This is a genomic window from Paradesertivirga mongoliensis, assembly GCF_024436395.1.
Classification (GTDB): Bacteria; Bacteroidota; Bacteroidia; order Sphingobacteriales; family Sphingobacteriaceae; genus Paradesertivirga; species Paradesertivirga mongoliensis.
Genome location: NZ_JAFMZO010000003.1, coordinates 136,771 through 157,144 on the forward strand (window position 1 = coordinate 136,771; position 20,374 = coordinate 157,144).

Annotated in this window: 17 protein-coding genes; 10 read left to right on the forward strand and 7 right to left on the reverse strand. The window is 39.8% G+C overall.

Annotation, left to right across the window (positions count from 1 at the left end):
- Positions 1-167 precede the first annotated feature (167 nt).
- Together J3P43_RS11855 and J3P43_RS11860 are read left to right on the forward strand one after the other, a co-directional pair.
- Positions 168-536 (forward strand): response regulator, encoded by a 369-nt coding sequence (locus tag J3P43_RS11855; protein WP_255902618.1) that lies wholly within the window; start codon positions 168-170, stop codon positions 534-536.
- 1 nt (position 537) lies between these two features.
- Positions 538-1,623, forward strand: a complete 1,086-nt coding sequence (locus tag J3P43_RS11860; protein ID WP_255902620.1) for a sugar transferase — start codon at positions 538-540, stop codon at positions 1,621-1,623.
- A gap of 43 nt (positions 1,624-1,666) precedes the next feature.
- On the opposite strand, the gene J3P43_RS11865 is transcribed toward J3P43_RS11860, so the two are convergent.
- The 3 genes from J3P43_RS11865 to J3P43_RS11875 are packed head-to-tail and all read right to left on the reverse strand — an operon-like array spanning position 1,667 to position 7,244.
- Positions 1,667-3,784: an OmpA family protein gene (locus tag J3P43_RS11865; RefSeq protein WP_255902622.1), complete on the reverse strand. Its 2,118-nt coding sequence runs from the start codon at positions 3,782-3,784 to the stop codon at positions 1,667-1,669.
- 6 nt (positions 3,785-3,790) lie between these two features.
- Positions 3,791-4,717 carry a PorP/SprF family type IX secretion system membrane protein gene (locus J3P43_RS11870; protein ID WP_255902624.1) on the reverse strand — a complete coding sequence of 309 codons (927 nt, stop codon included), beginning with the start codon at positions 4,715-4,717 and terminating at the stop codon, positions 3,791-3,793.
- Between the two features lies 1 nt (position 4,718).
- Positions 4,719-7,244: an Ig-like domain-containing protein gene (locus tag J3P43_RS11875; protein WP_255902626.1), complete on the reverse strand. Its 2,526-nt coding sequence runs from the start codon at positions 7,242-7,244 to the stop codon at positions 4,719-4,721.
- Positions 7,245-7,752: 508 nt separating this feature from the next.
- On the opposite strand from J3P43_RS11875, the gene J3P43_RS11880 reads away from it, so the two are divergent.
- The 8 genes from J3P43_RS11880 to J3P43_RS11915 are packed head-to-tail and all read left to right on the forward strand — an operon-like array spanning position 7,753 to position 16,347.
- The gene (locus J3P43_RS11880; RefSeq protein WP_255902628.1) at positions 7,753-8,355 is read left to right on the forward strand and encodes a TolC family protein; all 603 of its coding nucleotides are present in this window, start codon (positions 7,753-7,755) and stop codon (positions 8,353-8,355) included.
- Positions 8,355-10,532: a GumC family protein gene (locus J3P43_RS11885; protein WP_255902630.1), complete on the forward strand. Its 2,178-nt coding sequence runs from the start codon at positions 8,355-8,357 to the stop codon at positions 10,530-10,532. Before J3P43_RS11880 ends, J3P43_RS11885 begins: the two co-directional genes overlap by 1 nt.
- 1 nt (position 10,533) lies before the next feature.
- Positions 10,534-11,694, forward strand: a complete 1,161-nt coding sequence (locus tag J3P43_RS11890) for a glycosyltransferase (protein WP_255902632.1) — start codon at positions 10,534-10,536, stop codon at positions 11,692-11,694.
- A gap of 30 nt (positions 11,695-11,724) precedes the next feature.
- Positions 11,725-11,862, forward strand: coding sequence for a hypothetical protein (locus tag J3P43_RS11895; protein ID WP_255902634.1), 138 nt, complete (start codon positions 11,725-11,727; stop codon positions 11,860-11,862).
- A complete protein-coding gene (locus tag J3P43_RS11900; RefSeq protein ID WP_255902636.1) occupies positions 11,862-13,370 on the forward strand; it encodes an O-antigen ligase family protein in 1,509 nt (502 codons plus the stop codon). The genes J3P43_RS11895 and J3P43_RS11900 overlap by 1 nt, the downstream gene beginning before the upstream one ends.
- Before the next feature lie 6 nt (positions 13,371-13,376).
- On the forward strand, positions 13,377-13,994 hold the full coding sequence (locus tag J3P43_RS11905) for an acyltransferase (protein ID WP_255902638.1): 618 nt from the start codon (positions 13,377-13,379) through the stop codon (positions 13,992-13,994).
- Positions 13,994-15,202: a glycosyltransferase gene (locus J3P43_RS11910; protein WP_255902640.1), complete on the forward strand. Its 1,209-nt coding sequence runs from the start codon at positions 13,994-13,996 to the stop codon at positions 15,200-15,202. Before J3P43_RS11905 ends, J3P43_RS11910 begins: the two co-directional genes overlap by 1 nt.
- A gap of 59 nt (positions 15,203-15,261) precedes the next feature.
- The gene (locus J3P43_RS11915; RefSeq protein ID WP_255902642.1) at positions 15,262-16,347 is read left to right on the forward strand and encodes a glycosyltransferase family 4 protein; all 1,086 of its coding nucleotides are present in this window, start codon (positions 15,262-15,264) and stop codon (positions 16,345-16,347) included.
- A gap of 7 nt (positions 16,348-16,354) precedes the next feature.
- On the opposite strand, the gene J3P43_RS11920 is transcribed toward J3P43_RS11915, so the two are convergent.
- The 4 genes from J3P43_RS11920 to J3P43_RS11935 are packed head-to-tail and all read right to left on the reverse strand — an operon-like array spanning position 16,355 to position 20,374.
- Positions 16,355-17,182 (reverse strand): alpha-1,2-fucosyltransferase, encoded by an 828-nt coding sequence (locus tag J3P43_RS11920; protein ID WP_255902644.1) that lies wholly within the window; start codon positions 17,180-17,182, stop codon positions 16,355-16,357.
- Between the two features lie 2 nt (positions 17,183-17,184).
- Complete coding sequence (locus J3P43_RS11925; RefSeq protein WP_255902646.1) at positions 17,185-18,519, reverse strand: flippase; 1,335 nt, start codon at positions 18,517-18,519, stop codon at positions 17,185-17,187.
- A complete protein-coding gene (locus J3P43_RS11930; protein ID WP_255902648.1) occupies positions 18,519-19,493 on the reverse strand; it encodes a hypothetical protein in 975 nt (324 codons plus the stop codon). The genes J3P43_RS11925 and J3P43_RS11930 overlap by 1 nt, the downstream gene beginning before the upstream one ends.
- 5 nt (positions 19,494-19,498) lie before the next feature.
- Positions 19,499-20,374, reverse strand: coding sequence for a glycosyltransferase family 2 protein (locus tag J3P43_RS11935; protein ID WP_255902650.1), 876 nt, complete (start codon positions 20,372-20,374; stop codon positions 19,499-19,501).

Consider the following 20,374-nt stretch of genomic DNA (forward strand, 5'->3'; position numbering starts at 1 on the left):
ACATTATAGATGAGTTTTGCTCTCGATAACCGGCATTCGTCGGGATCGGGATCATTCTGTAACTAATTAAAAATATCAAATTCCCCGAATAAGGTTTTGATGAAACATTTTGTGTTGCAGGGCGTAAACGCGGTATAGTAAACGACAAAAAAGGGTTCATTTCGTACATGAAAAAACAGATTCTCATTGTTGATGATGAGTTAAGTATACTAAAGCTTTTAAATTTTGTTTTGTCGAAAGATTATGACCTGATTATTAAAAACAGTGGTGTAGATGCGTTTAACTGGCTTGAGGAAGGCAACGATCCTGATCTGATTATATCTGACTTACACATGCCTTATTTTGATGGAAGCTCATTTATCAGGAACTTAAAAGTCAGCGGATACTACCGCGACACCCCGGTGATTTTGCTTTCCGGAGCCGATGATTTAGAGAATAAAGTAACTGAAATGGCAATTAAGGTTGAAAGTTTTATACAGAAGCCATTTAATCCGGACCAACTAAAATCTATAATTAATACTTTAATTGTTTCGTAATATGGTTCTAACTCCGGAATTAAATTTATCGCAACAAACTGGTTTGAACGTTAAGATCGCCTATGCTGGTTCTGAACTGAGAGAACTCGTTTTGCCGGAGTTATCAGCAAAATTTGAACTTGATAAGAGAAATCTCTCATTAAACACTATTGAGCAATACCTGAACGAGCAATCACTGCTATCGCTGCCCGACGTTATTCTAATCGAAGCTGATAATAAAGATCAGTGGATAGGGGTTGTAAGGCAAATTAAACAAAACCCACTACTGCTGGGCGTCATTGTTGTGGTGATCTCTGCTTTCTCTAATAAAAAGTGGAAATCAATAGCAATGGATCTTAAAGTACACGATTTTTACACTTATCCTTTCCCCTTACAAGATTTATCAGAACGCTTAAGCTTTTTAGTAAAATTTAAGCTGATAAAACCAAAACTTTCATTTCTTTCACAAATTATCGATGTTACGTACAAAACTCCCGTCTCAAAACGAGTTTTTGACATCGTATCATCCGGAACGGCCTTGATTATTCTGTCTCCTGTATTACTCCTGGTTGCATTGGCTATCCGACTGGAGTCGAAAGGTCCGGTTCTTTATAAAAGCAAGCGTGTAGGCACAGGATATAAGATTTTCAACTTTTATAAATTCCGCACTATGCGTGAAGGGGCCGACAAGGAAGTTGAGCACCTAAGCACATTAAATCAATATGCCGACGAAACAGGCAAGTCAGCATTTTTCAAGGTGAAGGATGATCCGAGAATAACCAGACTGGGGCAGTTTTTCAGAAATACAAGCATAGACGAGCTGCCTCAATTATACAACGTTTTCAGAGGCGATATGTCGTTGGTAGGTAACCGCCCTCTCCCTTTGTATGAGGCTGAGATGTTAACATCTAATGAATGGACTCAAAGATTTCTGGGGCCTGCAGGTCTAACGGGCCTTTGGCAGATAAGTAAACGGGGAAAAAGCGACATGTCTGAATATGAACGCAAAAAGCTGGATAATTTTTACGCCATGCACCACTCGTTTTGGCTTGATATTAAAATTATTTTGAAGACTTTCCCGGCATTATTGCAAAAGGAGAAGGTTTAAATTCTACGCCATTAATCCAGAATTCCCGTTAATCTTGTGCTGGCTAATTAACACAATCCATCTGGCTAAGGTTTACGCCATTTATCACCACATCAAATTCGGTACGTCTGTTTAGTTGCTGGTCTTCTTCCGAGCAGTTTACGCCATCGAAACAACGGTTTACCAGACGACTTTTACCATAATACTCTATTTTGACTCTCCCCGGCCGCACTCCTCTTGATACCAGATACGATTTTGTTGCCTCACCCCTTCTTAGTGAGAGGGCCTTGTTGTAACCGGCAGAAGCACGACTATCACAATGACTTGCTGTGATTATTGAGATTTCGGGATGCTGTTTCATTAGTTGAACAATCTTATCTAAAACAGGCTTAGACTGCTCGCGTACGTGGGCTTTATCCAGATCGTAGTAAATGTTCGATATGTTTAATACACGTTTTAGAGAATCGCAGTTCTTTGTTACCCAACGTTGTGAAACTTCTGCCTTATTAAGCGAAAAGTTTACAACGATAGTGGTGTCTGTACGCATTCCTGTGGTGCTGAAAAACTGCCTTTGAGTTACATAATCGGGATTGTAACCGATGATCTCATAGTCGGTTTCTTTATCAAGTTCGGTTGTAAATTCACCCGATCGATTTACTTTTAAGGTATCAATTCCGTCAGAGGTGCGCAGATAGATTTGACTTCCCGGCCAGGCAATTTTAGTCTGCTTATCTAAAATCTGGCCAGCCAGCCTGATAGAATAACTTTGACGGGTATACGCATAAATATCATCGTTCCCGGAACGATTAGAGCTAAAATATCCATTTTTTCCATCTTCTGATCTGATCAAACCAAAATCGTCTGCAGATGAATTAATAGGAGCACCTAGATTATGTGGTATCCCCATAGGCCTCAAATCTTTAAGCACCACTTCAAAAACATCGAGGCCGCCGAGGCCGGCATATCCGGTAGATGAAAAGAACAAAGCTCCATCCTTTCCCCAAAAGGGAAACATTTCGTTCCCTTCCGTATTTATTCTCTTACCCATATTAACCGGCCTGGTCCACTGCTTTCCACCGGCTACTCTTACACTATAATACAGATCTTTGCCCCCAAAGCCGCCCGGCATATCAGAAACGAAAATTAAAATGTTTCCGTCGCTGCTTATAGCTGGATGGCCCACCGAGTACTCATCGCTGTTAAAGGGCAGCTCCTCCAAATTATCCCAATTAGCACCACTTGCGGTAAATAATTTTAGTTTTACGGTTCCGTCGCTGCTCGTTCCTGGCTTCACGTGCGTGTAATTATTTCGGGTAAAGAATAATGTTCCGTCCGGAGATACTACACACGGTCCTTCATGAAACCTGGTGTTAATTTTGCCCTTTACAGGATAAGCGTTAGCGCTCGTTAGCCGTTGACTTGCATTATAGATACGAGGATCGTAGAGACCAAGTACTCTGCTGTCGTTACTGGTTGGATCAGTATCATCGTCGTTTGATTTATAGGCAGACAAATAGCCAATACTACTACTAGTGGAATCAATTTTTACTTTCTCAATCTTTGTGAGATCATTAAATACGTAAAGATTACTGTAGGGAGTATTATCCCAGCCAAAAACGTTTTTTACAATTTCTCCCGATCGACGATTACTGACAAATAGCAAACCTTTTTTATACCATGCCGGAGAATACTCTGAAGCCGCCGTGTTCAGGTTAGTTTGATAGACCACCCAATCTGAATTACCCTGAAAAGATGCTGCACCGGCCTTAATAAAGGATGAGGCTCGTTTATCTTTGGGCACCAGACTCAAATATTTGCGATACCATTTCTCAGATTCCTCGTATTTTTCTTTGCTTGCGAGCGCCTCTGCATAATAGAGAGCCCATTCAAACTTCATATTCGGTTGTTCAACCAGTTTGGCAAACCAATATAACGACTCATCATAATTACGGAGATTGCGATAGCTGTTTGCCATCATTTCCTGCGCATTTACGAGCGTTGAGTCAGCCTCCAAAATAGGCTTGAGATGCTGAATAGCCGATAAAAAATGTAATCGCTTATATTGCTGTTCGGCTATTTTAAGTTGTGTCTTTAATTTGGCGCTGCTCTGGCCATAACTATTCTGGCAGACCAGTGCGAATAGTACGCAAACTATTATTGGGGAAATTCTCTTTAAATTCATCGGTCCTTAAAAATACCTTGGTGTTATCACCTTGTTTCGTTGAAACCCAAACTCAAACCTCAGCATTAATTCGTGACTACCTGTATTGTAGTTACTCAAAGCAGTTGTGCTATGGTCGTAAGCATACCCCAATCGAACTTGTGGTGTTGCCTGGATCTCCAGTAGTCCTGAAACGTCGGCATTGGTTCGATACTGCCCTCCAATAGAAACCCGGTCTTTTATCCAAATACTGGCATTTAAATCGGCCTCAAGAGGGGCTCCTTGCACACCTTTAAAAAGCACTGAGGGTTTCAATTTGAATGAATTGTTCAGATCGATAACATAGCCGGTCATTATAAAAAGGTGGAAACTCTGCCGGTTTCCGCCAGTCTGCGAACCGGGCAAAACGTTATTCATTAATTGGGGTGACGACAAACCGGCATAAAACCGGTCGGTATTATAATAAATCCCTGCGCCAAAGTTATACAGCGCCTTATTGTCGTTGCTTATAAATGCAGGATCCGCAGACATGCCCGAAGGATCCAGTTCGACTGAATTATAATCTGTTTTAAAATGGCTCATGCTGCCCTGCAGCCCGAACGATAAACTTGCCTTTTCCATTCGTATGCGATAGGCATAGCTAATAACCGCACCTGTATTTTGGGTTTTCCCAAGCTCATCATTGAACAATTGAAAACCGAGGCCTATTTTCTTGGAATTGAAGGGTGCATCCATCGTAAAGGTCTGCGTGTTGGGAGCCCCCGGAACCCCAACCCACTGATTACGGATGACGCCAGTAGCCGAAATGACGTTCCGGCTTCCCGCGTAAGCGGGATTTAGAGCAAGTGTATTGAACATGTACTGTGTATACATTGCATCCTGCTGAGCAGAAGCATGAAAAGGCTTATATCCTATACAAAAAATAAGCAGATTAAGTACTAAAATCCTCTTCATGCTACCGGTTAATTGTGATATATCCCATGTACTTATCCTTGTCATCAATGATTGCTATATAGTAATAGGTCCCAACCGGTAAATCCTGTCCCAGCGAAATTCCTTCTGTGCACCTTCCATCCCAATTATTTTGATAGTCCGTTGATTTGTATACCCGGTTGCCCCAACGGTTATATACATCGAGATTTATCTTTTTACCCTGACTGTTACTAATGATGAAAACATCGTTGATTCCGTCGCCGTTGGGAGAGAAACCTTCGGGGATATAGAGGGGACCTTTGACTAATTCAACAAAGGTCGGTCCGGAGGGAGTGACATTTCCCGGCTCAAACGGATCCGGAATATCACCAGCCACCGATGCATCTAAGGTTTTCATCCCGTTCAATCCGGAAGAAGCTTCTGCAATAGCGCTATTTTGATACATTCCTTCGCTAGATACCAAAGTTAAGCTTATAATTAGCTCCACTTTTTCAACTGCAGCTACGGGCAGTGTGCTTGACTCATTTAACAATTCGATGTCGCCCACTCCGTTAAAATTGGCATTTGCTTTAAGGGTGCCGGTGGCATTGATCCCCACGATTTTAGTTTCAGCACCGGCAAACGCTTTTGCAAGGTCATCTTTAAGACTAACTTTTTCGAGCGGCTCCTTCCCATAATTCCCCAATGTGAACATAAACCTTACAATAAAAGATCCGTTGATTGAATTTCTGACACTAGTCAGCGCCTTTGCCAATCCGATTTTAGGCACGGAGTTCACAGTAATTTTCACCTGGGCGGGTAGAGATTCTGCACCGTCATTGTCTTTGACGGTATAGGTTACGAAATCGACCCCTATAAACCCTGGTTTAGGGGTATAAATAATATTACCGCTTACATCCGTAGTAACAACACCATTACTGGGCTGTGCCTTGATATCTATTGATGCATTATTTACAACCCCATCTACATCTGTGTCGTTAGCTACTACGTCTACAACAACCGCTTCATCTATCAATGTGATTGCCTCATCATCATTAGCAATTGGCGGCCGGCGAATTAAGACGGATACCGTTATGGGGTCAGATTCGAGGCCATCTCCGTTCCTAAGTTTATATGTAAACGTATCACTACCATAGAACCCATTGGGAGGGGTATACTTAATGGTGTTATTGGGATTTATTAATATACTTCCACCCCGGCTCGTGAGAGTGCTCCCGATCACTATAACATCGATTTTGGACGGGTCATTACTATTTACGTCTATTGTAACAGCTTGGTTCAGGGTTGTCTCGGCTGCGTCGGGCATGCCTGAGGGCTTTATACTAACCACTGTTACTTCTACCCTGGCAATATTTGAAACCTCGCTTTCGTCGTCTTTAACGGTATAGAAAAACGTATCCTTGCCTAAAAAACCTACCGGCGGCGTATAAGTCACGACACCTGTAACAGCATCTTTGGTGATCACCGCTCCCGGGGTTTGGCCTATAATAACGACTGTAGCCGGATCAATATTTCCGTTTTGATCTGTATCATTGTGAAGTACAGGAATGTTTACCGCGGTATTTTTGGCGGTTGTAACCGTTAAATCATTGTTTGCTACTGGCGGTATCGGGTCGAAGGCATTAATCCTAAGATTCCGGATTTCGTGATAATTAGTTTCGAAACCTGTAGATGAGGCAATGCCGTATTTTAGTGTGGCGGGTGCCACATCTGGGTAGTGATGTCTATCTATTAGTGTGTAAGTGGTAGGCACACTACCACCTTTAACAATTTTTACAGTTATGTAATATCCGGTAATAGGTGCATCAGCCGGCTCTAAATGGATTATGGCCTTCCTATAATCGGGGTTTTCTGAAGTCGGATTTCGGCTCCCCGATGTCAAACCGAATCCTAGATCTTGAGTTTGCTTGTGAGTAATATACCGGTAATTTTTCACGCTAGAATTTGGTAAGGTTGCGCCACTTCCCTGCCCTCTTCCGCGAATGGTTACTGAACCCTTTTTAAAACCTGGACCATCAGAGCGTAGTTCGGTAGGATTAGCAAAATTACCGTACTCATCTAAGCCTATACCCAGGTAACCACCGGTAACTCCATCAATGGGCAATGGGTCTTGAACAGTTTGATACTGTGCATAGCCAAGAGACCCCCCGAAACCTCCAATTTTAAAATCGGTATCCTTAACCGCCGCATCGTACAAGAAAAACGTAATTCCGTCTGCTGACCCGCCGAAGAGCTGTGCACCGCCGTATGTAAAATATTCAAAGTCTATTTTCAATCCATAATGCGACAAAAAACTCGTGGAGCTATGAATATATCCTTTTTGGTCCCTTAGATTTCTGGTCAGCCGCAAATACCCTTCCCCCTCGGGATCTTTTATACCTGTAGCCGGGTCCATCAACCCCGATGTTAGATATGCGGTAGGGGTACCCCCGAAAACTATATTTGGTGCAGTAGATTTCTTAAAAGTTTCTTTATACGGAAACTGGCCAAATGCCCCCGTAATACAAAAAAGCAATAAAAAAATAAGAGCATTAATTTTTTTCTGCATGGAAATCCTCAAATTTAGGGCGCTTAAAACTCATCAATATTCAGCCCGACTATAATTAACAAATATAGTGCTACAGCTCCTTCACTTAGGGTATGGGTAAGAATTACGCTTTTTAAGCTATATTTCGTAATCAAAGATTTCTGCATCTTCTGTCATTTCTTTAGCAAGTGAATTCAGTTTCCCTTCCCGGGAAACAAATTCTACATAAAATTTTGAAACCATTAGGGAGTTTAACAATATAAAGGTTTAGAGTAAGTTATAATGACTAGCTTATCTTTGGCATAATACTGGTTTATATACGGTTTAATTAGAAAGGGGTTTCTAAAAAATTCGAACCATAGTGTTAACATGTTAACAAGTTCTTCGATTCAATGACAATACAGTTAAATATTTTTGAGTGGTTTGGTATACAGTGTGAGATTCAATGATTAAAAGGTTAGCGATTTTAAGTATTCTACTTTCTGTTTTTTCTAAAATCTCCAATGCCCAAGAACATCAATCTTCTATAATGGAAGACATTTCGTATGTCTATATGGAAAAATTGGTTGCGGTGGCCAAAGAAAACTATCCCAGAGTGAAAGCTTTAAAGAGCAGGGAACTTGCTGCGTCGTCTGCTGTTACGGGTGCAAAATTCTCCTGGTTTAGTCCTTTAAGTCTCTCATATGTCTATTCACCAACCACTACTCTAAATTTAACCAATCCTACTTTCTTTAGCGGCTATCAAGTTGGCCTGGCATTAAATTTTGGATCTATCTTACAAACACCATCGAATATACGACGGGCGAAGGAGGAGCTAAAAATAACTAAACATGATAGTGAAGAATACCTGGCATCACTTGCCGCAACAGTAAAAACGCGGTATGTTGCATATTTGCAGGCACAAAAAGTACTTAAACTCAACTCCCAGGCGAGTCTGGACGCAAGGGACATGTATACGCAAACCAAACTAAAATACGAAAGGGGCGAACTTACGCTTTCGGATTACGTATCAGCATCATCAGCATTAACTACAAACAATCAGGCGAAAATAGATGCGGAAGCGGCAGTATTACAAGCAAGATTCGCACTCGAAGAGTTGTTAGGAATTAAGCTAGAAGAGGTACCTAATTAATGGAGATAACAGCTTTTTTTAAATTCTTATATAAAAACGTTGTCGTTTTAGTATTAATACCCATCATCACGGTAGTTATTACATATTTTTTGGTTAAAAGTCTCCCTGATTCTTATATAGCACAAACGCAAATATCAGCAGGAATTATCGACAAGACCGGAGAAATAGACCTGAGTGATACCCCGCCATTACAACAATCGGAGATAGAACAAAAGTTCAGCAACCTCATTCAGCGAATGCAGATAACCCAGATCATCAGCTTGGTCTCCTATCGCTTAATTATCCATGATCTTCTGAATCCATCCTTTAAGCCTTTAAGTGCCAGACTTCAAAATCTTACGAAGGATCAAAAGACCCGGCTAATTAATACTGCGAGTGCTAAATATAAATCAATGCAGCCTCTGGCGCGCGCTAACCAAGATGAAATCGCATTGGAAGATGCACTTGTTTCAATGAAATATGATGTAAACAGCATTAAAAGCAACCTCTCCATTGCCCGTGTTCAACAAAGTGATTACATCAATGTGGTATATACAGCCCCCACCGCAGAACTCTCTGCCTATGTTGTAAACACTCTCTGCTCTGAATTTATAAATTACTATAACGGGCTCGTACGAAGTACCGGACAGCGTAAGGTTAATTATCTTTCAAAGCTTCTTGAAAACAAACAAAAGGATCTGAACAATAAGATGGTAATTTTAAAATATTATAAGATCCAAAATAATGTTTTAAATCTTCCTGAGCAGGCCAGGATTATTTTTGGGCAGATGATCGAAGTAGAAAACCGTCAGGCAGAATTACAAAAGGAGATCATTGCAGGCTCTGCCGCCATTAAGTCTATTGAAAATCGGTTCAATGCACGCGACAGAAAATATTTCGAAGCACAATCTGCTATCCTAAACGCGCAGATTATTACCGATAAAGAAAAAGCAAGATTATTATACGACAAATATATAGATAGCGACTGGGATCCGGTGTATAAGCGGATGCATGATTCAGTGCAATCGTTAACAACAGACAAAATACTTCGTGGGGTAGATGAGAACATTTTCAACCCTATGGTGCCGAAGCAAGATTTGATAGGCCGTAAAATTGGTCTTCAAACGGAACTCGATTTAAACAGAGCGGGGGTTAATAGTTTGGAACGGCTACATACTAAGCTCTTTGCACAATTCAGGCGATTGGTTCCATTTGAGGCTAGTATTCAGAATTACGAACGAGATATTGAGATAGCAAGCCAGGAGTACCTTGATATTTTAGACAGATACAATAATACGAGCATGCAAACCAGCTTTGTAGCAAAGCCAAAACAAGTACACGAAGCACCACTCGGAGCCCTTCAGCCGTCTAAAAAAATGTTGCTTATTATACTCAGTGGAGTTATTAGTTTTGTATTCTGTGTATTAATCTTATTCGTATTATTTTATTTCGATGATTCGGTTCTCTCAGCCAGGCAACTGGCTAATACTACTGAACTTCCCGTCATCGGGCAGTTGGATACACTAAACCACACCAGCTTAAACATTCAGGAACTGTGGGAAGACAGGATAGACCGACCACAATACAAAGGCTTCAAAGATCAGCTAAGGGCGATCAGGCTTGAGTTAAACCAAGAACTTCATGGAGCTAAATTATTGGCGGTAACCAGTTTTTCGGCGCAGGAAGGTAAAACATTTTTAGCCTTAAATCTGGCCTATGCCTATGCACTTACAAACAAAAAGGTATTACTTATTGACGGAAACTTTGTCCAGCCAGGATTGACAAAGTCGTTGAAATCTACCGGTTTAAACTATATTGAGGACTTTCTTCTTCACGGCGAAGTAAACTCTGCACCAGAAGCAAAAATCGGAATTACCGTTTTGGGAAATACTGGGGGAAATAAATCTCTGTTTGAAATTTCGGATGAAACAAGTGCACGAAACAGGTTCGAGAGTTTAAAATCAGTGTACGACCTTATATTGATTGAAACACCCGCACTTGTCGACACCGAAACAAGTAAAGAATGGATTTTACTGGCCGACAAGGTTATCGGAGTTTTTGAATATAAAGGTTATATCAGCGACGCGAAAAAGGCACAATTGTCTTATCTTAAAATCTTGAATGAAAAGTTTATTGGCTGGATATTCAATAAGTTCCCCGCTCCACCGGTTAAAAAGCCGTCTTTAAAAAAGGCATAATATGCTTGTGTTGCTTTTTGTGTTATGGATATTCATTCAAGTTGTGATCGGATACAATTTGCTTCTCCCATTCATTTTATCATTAGTACATTATTTCGTAAGACCTAAAGGCTTGTCGGGCGTTTCAGAAACAGAGCCTGACTATGCGGTGATTATTACCGCTTACCAATACACAGACACCCTACCTCAGGCTGTTGCCTCTGTATTAAAACTCAACTACGATAAGTTTTTGGTTTATGTTGTAGCAGATAACTGCGACACATCAACATTAACCTTTGATGATGAGCGAGTGATACTATTAAAACCGGAACATGTACTTAAAGGAAATACTCGATCTCATTTTTACGCGATAGATCGATTTAAACGCCAGCATGACTACATCACGATCATTGACAGCGACAATGTTGTTCATCCCGAATACCTCAACGAAATAACCAAATGCCTGAATCAGGGATTTGATGCAGTTCAAGGATTGCGAGAGGCAAAAAATCTGGACACGACCTATGCTTGTCTCGACGCTGCGAGAGACCTTTATTATCATCACTTTGATTGCAAAGTTCTTTTTGAATCAGGCTCATCTTCTACTCTCTCAGGATCGGGAATGGCATTTGCAACCTCATTATATAAAGAGTGCCTGCAAAACGAGCAGATAAGCGGTGCCGGATTTGATAAAATACTGCAAGCAAGGATTGTACAAAGAGACAAACGAATTGCATTCGCTCCATCTGCAATTTTATACGATGAAAAGACATCTCAACCTCAACAACTGGTAGATCAACGCTCACGCTGGCTTAACACATGGTTTAAATATTTCAAACTTGGCTTTTTACTATTATGGAAGGGCGTCAACAATTTTAGTTGGAATCAGTTTCTTTTCGGACTTATATTATTACGCCCCCCCCTGTTTTTATTTCTGATTCTTTCAGTTTTACTGATGTTGGCTAACCTTTATGTAAATCCCTTTATAAGCTTAATATGGATGTTAGCACTCGCAGTATTTACTATTTGTTTTTTTAAGGCGCTTCTATTTTCAAAAGCAGACAGACGCATTTACAAAGCATTGATTGGTATACCTAAGTTTGTTTTTTACCAGATAATTTCACTCACTAAGGTTCGAAAAGCGAATATCCGCTCCGTGAGCACCAGGCACTATCGAACATAATAATCGCTTTAGAGCATAGTTTAAAGTAAAATGAAGATAAACCCGACCGAGCACGAAGTTAAGCAGCAACAGCAAGAGGAGAAAGACAATGCCTTTCTGCAATCGCTCTCTATTCTTTTTGCCTTCGTCGGAATATTTGCTTTCGCCATAAAACTTATTTTTTTGTAATGCGGATATTACCGGAGATAAAAAGCCTCAACACGAGCATGCCGGCCAAAAAGTTCTTCGAAGGAGGCACCAACAAAAGGTTTCCTCCTAATTTTTGGTATGTTGCTTCCCTTTTTGCAATTATAGCTCTTTCATTAATACTCGCGGCTACATTATCACTTTTAGGTATCAAATATGTAATCCTCATGTTGGTAATACTAATTGCTATTCCAACAGTTTTTTGCATTGTCGCCTTTCCCAAATTCGGAATACTTGTGATTCTCATATCTTCCTATTTTATTATGTGGGTGATAAGAATGGGAGTAAATTTTCCTCTCGGGACCATTATGGATGGCATTCAGGCCCTATTGATATTTGGCTTCTTTTTAAAGCAGAAATTTCATCCAAACTGGGACCTTTTAAAAACACCAATAGCTATCATTATTTTGATTTGGGAGGCTTACAATCTCTTACAGGTAGCTAACCCAACGGCCGAGTCCAGGATGGCCTGGCTATATACAGTGCGTTCGGTTGCGGTAGTTACCTTAATGTATTTCATATTTTCCTATCATATAAAGACCATTTCGTTTGTCAGGGTTATTTTGAAAACCTGGATGGTGTTAACTTTCATTGGCGCCCTAAATGCCTTTAAGCAGCAGCACTTTGGTTTTTTCGCCTTTGAAGAAGCCAACTTTAACGATCCCCTGGTTCAATCGCTTTTGTTTATCAACGGAGAATGGAGAAAGTTCTCCATTTTCTCCGACCCCGTATCATTCTCATACAACATGGCTATTGGCACCATATTTTGTATCTGTATGGTCACAAGCCCGAAACCTTTAAAACAGAAAGTAATTTACTTTCTGTTAGGTTGCTTTTTTACCACTACAATGCTTTACTCTGCAACGAGAGCCGCGTATGTATTACTCCCGGCAGCGATGGTATTTTATGTGGTGTTAAACCTCAACAGAAAGGTGCTGGCGTTGGGTATAATTGGGGGAATAATATTTGCCGGTATAGTGTATGTCCCCACATCAAATCCAACCCTTTACCGGTTCCAGTCGGCGTTCAAACCTTCTGAAGATGCCTCCTTTAATGTCCGAAAGCAAAACCAGAAGTTTATTCAGCCCTATATTCAAACTCACCCATTTGGCGGCGGCCTGGGAGCCACAGGCGCCTGGGGGGTTAAATTTGCACCCCACTCTTTTCTAGCTCAATTACCACCAGATAGTACTTACTTGCGCGTGGCCGTCGAACTTGGGTGGGTAGGACTACTTTTACTCTGCACACTCTTCTTCGTGGTGATTCGGCAGGGGATAAAGAATTATTTTCGAATACGGGATCCCGAGCTTAAGTCATACTGTTTGGCCATGACACTCATCATTTTTGCACTAAACGTAGGTAGTTATCCGCAAGAGTCGTTAGTTCAATTCCCAATTAACATTTATTTCTATTTCTTTATCTCTATGATAAATATTACCTTGAATCTGGATAAAGCGAAACAGGAAACTGGCGTTGCTTCCTTACAATAAATTATAATGGCACTGGTAGAAAAAATCAAAGCAAACCCTTCTTTAAAAAAGATTGCACATTGGTGCCTGATTCCTACCAACGAGTATCGACCGCGGCTTTGGGTAAAACTCTTGTTAAATCCTTTTAAGCATAAAAAAGGCAAAGGATCTAAAATATGCCGGCGCACCCGAATTGATGTATTACCTTTTAACCATTTCGAACTAGGTGCTTATTCCACAATCGAAGATTTTTCCACCGTAAACAATGGTGTAGGAGATGTTCTGATTGGAGAGAAAACCATAATCGGCTTGGGAAATGTCGTAATTGGCCCTGTGAGTATCGGCAACAATGTTATGTTGGCCCAAAATATTGTAATTTCAGGATTAAACCACGGCTATCAGGATGTAAGCAAGCCTCCGGCTGAGCAGGCTGTTTTTACACAAAAAATCACTATCTGTGATGATGTGTGGGTTGGCGCCAACAGTGTGATCACTGCAGGTGTGAAAATCGGCAAACATTCTGTGATCGGCGCCGGAAGTATTGTAACGAAAGATATACCTGAATATGTGGTTGCGGCTGGGAACCCGGCAAGAATTTTAAAGAAATACAACTTCGAAACTAAGATTTGGGAAAAATCCGATTAATGAGTTTATCCAATCAGTTTATTTTCATTCTGGGAACGGCCAAATTTGACAACCCCTACGAATCGGCCAGCTATATCATCGCCAAAAATCTGGCGAAAACTAATAAGGTCTTTTACATTGAAAATCCTTTTACGTGGAAAGATTACTTTAAACAAAAAGGAACTCAGGAATTCATCCGTCGCAGGAAACACTTTTCACTAAAGTCGGATGGTCTTCTTTCGACAGAACTTCCGGGGTTAAAGGTTGTAATAACTCCTCCTCTCCTTTCCATCAATTTCTTTCCCGAAGGGTTAATATACCGACAACTGCTAAAAATCAACGAAATAAATATCGCTAGACGAATCCGAAACATTCTCATTAAAGAAAAAATTGATAAGTATATTTATATCAACTCATTTAACTTTCATTACCCGGAAGTCAGCAGATATATTTCGCCCGAGCTAACGGTTTACCATTGCGTTGATCCACTTATTTTACCATTTGATAAGAGACATGGTTTAACTTCGGAACCTAAGCTACTAAAAAATAGCGACGTCGTAATTTGTACCAGTAAACAGCTTTACGAGGAAAAAAAACAGGTTAATCCCAATACTTTTTTCGTACCAAACGCTGCAGATATTAGCCATAGCAATAAAGCCATGGACCAAGATTTGGCTATACACAAGAGCATTGAAGGACTAAAGAAGCCCGTAATCGGATTTTTCGGACATATAGAGAGACGGATGGATTTCGACCTCATAAAAGACATTACTACAAATAATCCGCATAAAAGCTTTGTATTTGCAGGGCCAATAAGCGCAGAGTTCGTGCCCGAATGGTTTTTTAACACCCCGAATATTTTTACCACCGGACAATTGCCATACGATCAGCTTCCCGGTGTACTAAAAGGATTTGATATTACCTTGATCCCATTCAAAAAAGACGCAGTTAGCGCTACAATTTTCCCGCTTAAATTATTTGAATATCTGGGTGCCGGGAAGCCTGTTATAGCAACAAACTTCAATCCCGATCTTGAAGAATTCACCAAAGGAACTGTACGCTTTTGCGATGATAACAAATCATTTTCGGCCGCCATTAGTGAAGAATTAACGACAAATTCGGAAGAGAAGATAAATAAACGACTAAAAATTGCAGAGGAAAATACCTGGATAAAACGAGTGGAGGAATTTTCTGAAATCCTACGAGCTAACCTCGAAACCGCCAGCTAAAATTCATCCCAAACAACTATTTTAAATCATCATCGTATACCAAACACTAAACATAAACAATGATCAAGATCTTTTACGATCATCAAAAATTCAGCACGCAACTCTATGGTGGCATCAGCAGGTACTTCGCTAACCTAATACAAGCTATAGAAGAATTACCGGATTTTGATTACTTATTGGGAGTTTTGTATTCGAACAATCATTATGTAAAAAGTAAAATATCTAACGAACTCATTCGCAAAATTTTAAAAAACCCCAACTACGTTTATAAACTGAACCAACTATATTGCCGGGAGCTACTTAGAAGAAATAACTTTGATATTTTTCACCCGACTTACTATGACACTTATTTCTTCGATAGGTTAAAAAAGCCTTTGGTTATTACTATTCATGATATGACATATGAGCGTCTTCCTGAATACTTTTGGGCCGAGGATTCTCTCACTAAGCTGAAAAGATTAAACATTGAACGCGCTGACAGGATTATTGCGATCTCGGAAACTACAAAAAGCGACCTTCTTAAATATTCAGAAGTGGATGAATCTAAAATACAGGTCATTTATCACGGCATGGACCTGAAAAGTCCTTTTGTTACCAATCCCATAGATAACCTTCCCGAAAAATACCTGCTGTTTGTAGGCGACCGAAGCGGTTATAAAAATTTTTACTTGTTTCTTAACGCGTTTAAAAGAGTTTCAGCTCAACATCCCGACATTCAGGTAATACTAACAGGTGGGGGTTCCCTCAAAGTGGCAGAGCTAGAATACCTCAAATTAATAAAGCTAGATGACAAGGTAAGTCATAAAAATGTGAGCGATTCGGAGCTAAATTTTCTATATCAAAACGCTACATGTTTTATATATCCTTCACTTCATGAAGGTTTCGGCCTCCCGATACTCGAGGCATTTAGGGCAGGCTGTCCAATGATATTAAGTGATACCGAGTGTTTTAAGGAAATAGCAAGTTATGCAGCCATTTATTTCGATGCGAATAGCGTAGATGAATTAACGGGGAAAATAGAAAGAATCATTACCGAGCCCTCCTTACAAAATACTCTCACAGCGGACGGAGCGGTACGATTAAAAGACTTTCCGCTTGATAATTCGTTAAAACGGACTCTTGATGTATATAAAGAACTTTTGTAGTGAAGACCTAGACCGACTGGTTGTTAAAGGGAACATCCTCCCAAATAAACTTTTTGGTCATCACACCTTTAGGATGCTCCGCACCGATTCCGAACCCCATCCAATTTTTAGGAGCATATACTATCTTAGCTTCCTTCCCTAAAAAAGCCGCCCACCACCCAAAGCTACTATTCGAAATAATTGCTATATCAGCATTTTGTAGAATTTGAAAATCGGTTATCTCATCGTTATCTGAAAAGATAAAATTCGATTTCTCGGAAAACACTGATTTTACAAAAGGAACATCATCACTGACAAAAAACACCCGATAGCTATCCAAATCATCAATTTCTGATAAACGCCTTTTGAAATATTCAATAGGTAAGGAAATATCGCGTTTACCGTACTTTAAATAATCTGTTCTTCGAATATGCACGGCTATAGTCTTTTCTTTCCTAAAAATCTCGCTGTAAAGAGTTTGAAACTTTGAAGTATACTTCGGTTTAATTTTAAAGTGTGGCTTGTTTTGCAATTGATTATAATACCAGTCCGTCTGAAAATAGCCGTTATAAACGACAGAATTTCTGGCCTCATAATTTCTTGGTCTAACAAAATTCTGAACATAAACGTCTTTAAAACGAAGTAATCGAGGAATGAACCGCACTAACACGGAATATATTTTAGACTCAAAGGTAACAGCCTGATAATTTTCGAGTTCGAAATATTTACTTAGGTAAGCATGATGCGGGTTGGAAAAAAATATTAATTTATCGCTATTCTTCTCTTTCAAATATCTGTAAAACACATACTGAAACATCTGGTTACCTAACCGACCCTTAAAATATACCGCGGTCATTTCTAGCTTTTCTTTAAAATATATTTGTTGATAAACTCTGGATAGAACATATATGCATAAATGAACGTATTTAGCATATTAACCTTCAATTCTTTGCGTAGAATCACCTGAGCAATTGCAAACCCGATAACATTTGAGAGGCCTGTAGCATAAGCGGCTCCGATAACTCCATATTCTTTGATAAAAAAGTAATTCAAGATTAAATTGGTAGCTGCTGTTACTAGTACAATATAAAATGTGAGATTTGTTTTTCCTATAGAATCGAGGATAGTACCGAACTGTCGTCCGAAAGGAATAAGTAAGCAATAGAGAAGGGTGACGTTTAAAATCGGGACAGCATCTGCGTACTTACCTCCAGCAATAAGGTTTACGATGAAACTATCAAACAAATACACAAATAGTACTGCCGGAATTAAGATAGCCAAAATTGTGCCCACCGACTTTTCATACAGGTATTTAATTGCGTCCTTCCCTTCTGTATGCATCCTTTTTGCACTTTGAGGAAATACGATTACAACTACAGCATCCGTCGGTATATTTATCAGGTTGGTAATTCGAACTGCTGTACTAAATGAAGCTGAGGCCGCAGGTGTAAGCATTCCCGCAAGCATCCATTGATCTATCGTGCCGGATAATTGTGAACTTACTGACGTTCCTAGCGCATACTTTCCATAGTTAAAAATCTTTCTAACCCAGTACCAACTGAAAATGTAAGTAAACTGGAAGAATTTTTTAACGATACGCCATGCCCATATTAAAGATATGGTCATACTAATAATCTGCACATAAGCCAATTCAAGCAAACTAATGGTATGATTGAAAAAATAACAATAGACGCAATAAATAAACACTGAAAAGGTCCGAATAAAATTTGCTGCAAAAGCGCTTTTATACTGAAGGTTGGCTTGCTCAATCGCACAAAGAATAGTTAATATCCCCGATAAAACAAACACTATATTAAAGAGGTAAAACACGGGTTGTAGTTGTGGTGCGTTCAGTGCGTCTGTAAAATAATTTACGAATATGATATTAAGGAGTACGAGGATGACAGTGAGAATTGTACTGATGGCAAAACTTGCAGTCACAATTTTGGAATGATCCTCTTTTTCAGAGCCAGCTAGAAATTTGATTACGGCACTTTGTGTGAGACCATTTCTCAGCAATTCAAAAATAACTACGGCTTGCATATAGATAACCCATGAACCATTGTCTTCTTTGGTGAACAAACGGGCCATGAACCAAAAAGTAGCGATACTCAAAATTTGTGTAGTGAGATTTTGAGCAACGTTTATTATCCCAGACTTTAGCCAATACGAACGGTTATTTTTTTGTTCCATCAAAGGTTTACAGGTATTTGCTCGTCAAGGAAATATTGCGCAACAAAAAACTTCACCTCATCATCATTCATGGCGTGAGCTATTGTTGCGCCTCCAAGCTTGGGATAAAGTTTCTGATAACAATTAAAATGATGTTCGGGCCCCTGTTTAGACAAAATAATATTCACACCACCGAAGTAACTTGCAAGCGTGGCTGTACCGCCATGAATGGAGATAAATCTCTCGGAATTTGCATATACCATCAGTTGCAGATGATTGAAATTATCGGCTTTGCCTTTGTTTTCTGTAAAAAGATCCTCCATCAATATTACTTCAGGGTGCTTTTCGCGCAACCACTCATATTCGTTCATGTCATAAATATCACTTTCATCGGTTGTGATATTTTGAGGTCTGGGCCTGTTGTAAACAATAGTGTAAAAAGGCTTCAATTGATTTACTAAAACGTCAAGAAGGTCGACACTAAAATAGCTGATGGGAGGTCCATCCCATTCCATGTTGTACCGATTAGCAATAATAAAAAGAGGCCTTTCGTAAATATAAACCTCGTTCTTATAGTGTTCCTTAAGAGGTACTGCCGCCCATTTACTCATGTCGTAATCATGACTGTATAGTACTCTGGGTATTTCAAAGTTATAGTTGCCTGCATTGCTCCTCTCTTCGTAACATTCTTTATGTTCAGGAGAAAAAAAATACAACTCCTTAGTAAATTTCGATGAATTTGTGGATCGAAGTGTACCATTTTTGAAATGCCAGTAAGCGTGCGGAAGTGCAAACTGAAGTTCTGGCGCAAATTCGCCATTAAAAGAAACAGTTTTATACTTCGGCTTTGTGAGATAATCTTTAATGAAATACTTTATTTGTGCAATCTTACAATAATATGTATCCCGGTAAAAATAGCGTAACTCTGGCGACACGTTGCTAAAGCGCAAACGCACATACAGACCGAATATCTTTCTTAATAGTTTTTTAAGCATATCAATTACGACCCTATTAAATATTCGTTCATTTGTTTAAAGTGCAACTTTAAGCGTCTAATAAAAGAAGTTAGAACTCCACCTTCTGAGGTCAACCTGCGAGATGATGTAAAAACTCTGGCATCGCGATGAGTGACCAGTTTTAAAGAGCCCTTCTTTTTTAAATTTACTGCCATTCTACCATCTTCCGACTCTTCCACAAAATATTCGCTTCCAAGGGCATTATCAAATTTTCTTACATCGGTAACTTCAAACCCTCCTGTTGCTTTTCCTATTTCGGTAACAAAGCCCATTGTAAATCCGAGCACATTAATATACTCACGGTTATATCTTCTAATTCGAATTAAAACACCTGTAACTTTTTCATAAAACCATAAATTAAGCCTGGTTCGCCCCTCAGGCGGAATAAAGCCATACCTACCATACACTCCAACAACGTCCGGTTCTGCAATCATCGGCTTGGTCATCAACTCAATCCATCGAGGCGGATAAAATGTATCCGAGTCTGCACTTAAATGATACTTACCACGCGCATTCATGAGGCCCATCTGACGCGCAAAGGTTATACCCTGAACAGGTTGAAAAAAACTTTTCACACCCAAACGGTCGAGTACAGCCTGAGTGTGATCTGTGGAATTATTGTTTACGACGATTAATTCAACTTTTAGATTAGTAATATTCGATGCCAGCGATGACAAGGTTCTATAAATACCATCGCCCTCATTCCAGGCTGGAATTACCACGGAAATATCAGGATTATCATTTCTTATTTTATTTAACCTTCCTTTAAGCTCATCTAGCTCTTCTTCCGTAAGATCACTAAAACGTTTTTCCCTGTATAAATGCTGGTTTAACCACCCCGGGAGTTTAACAATTGACAT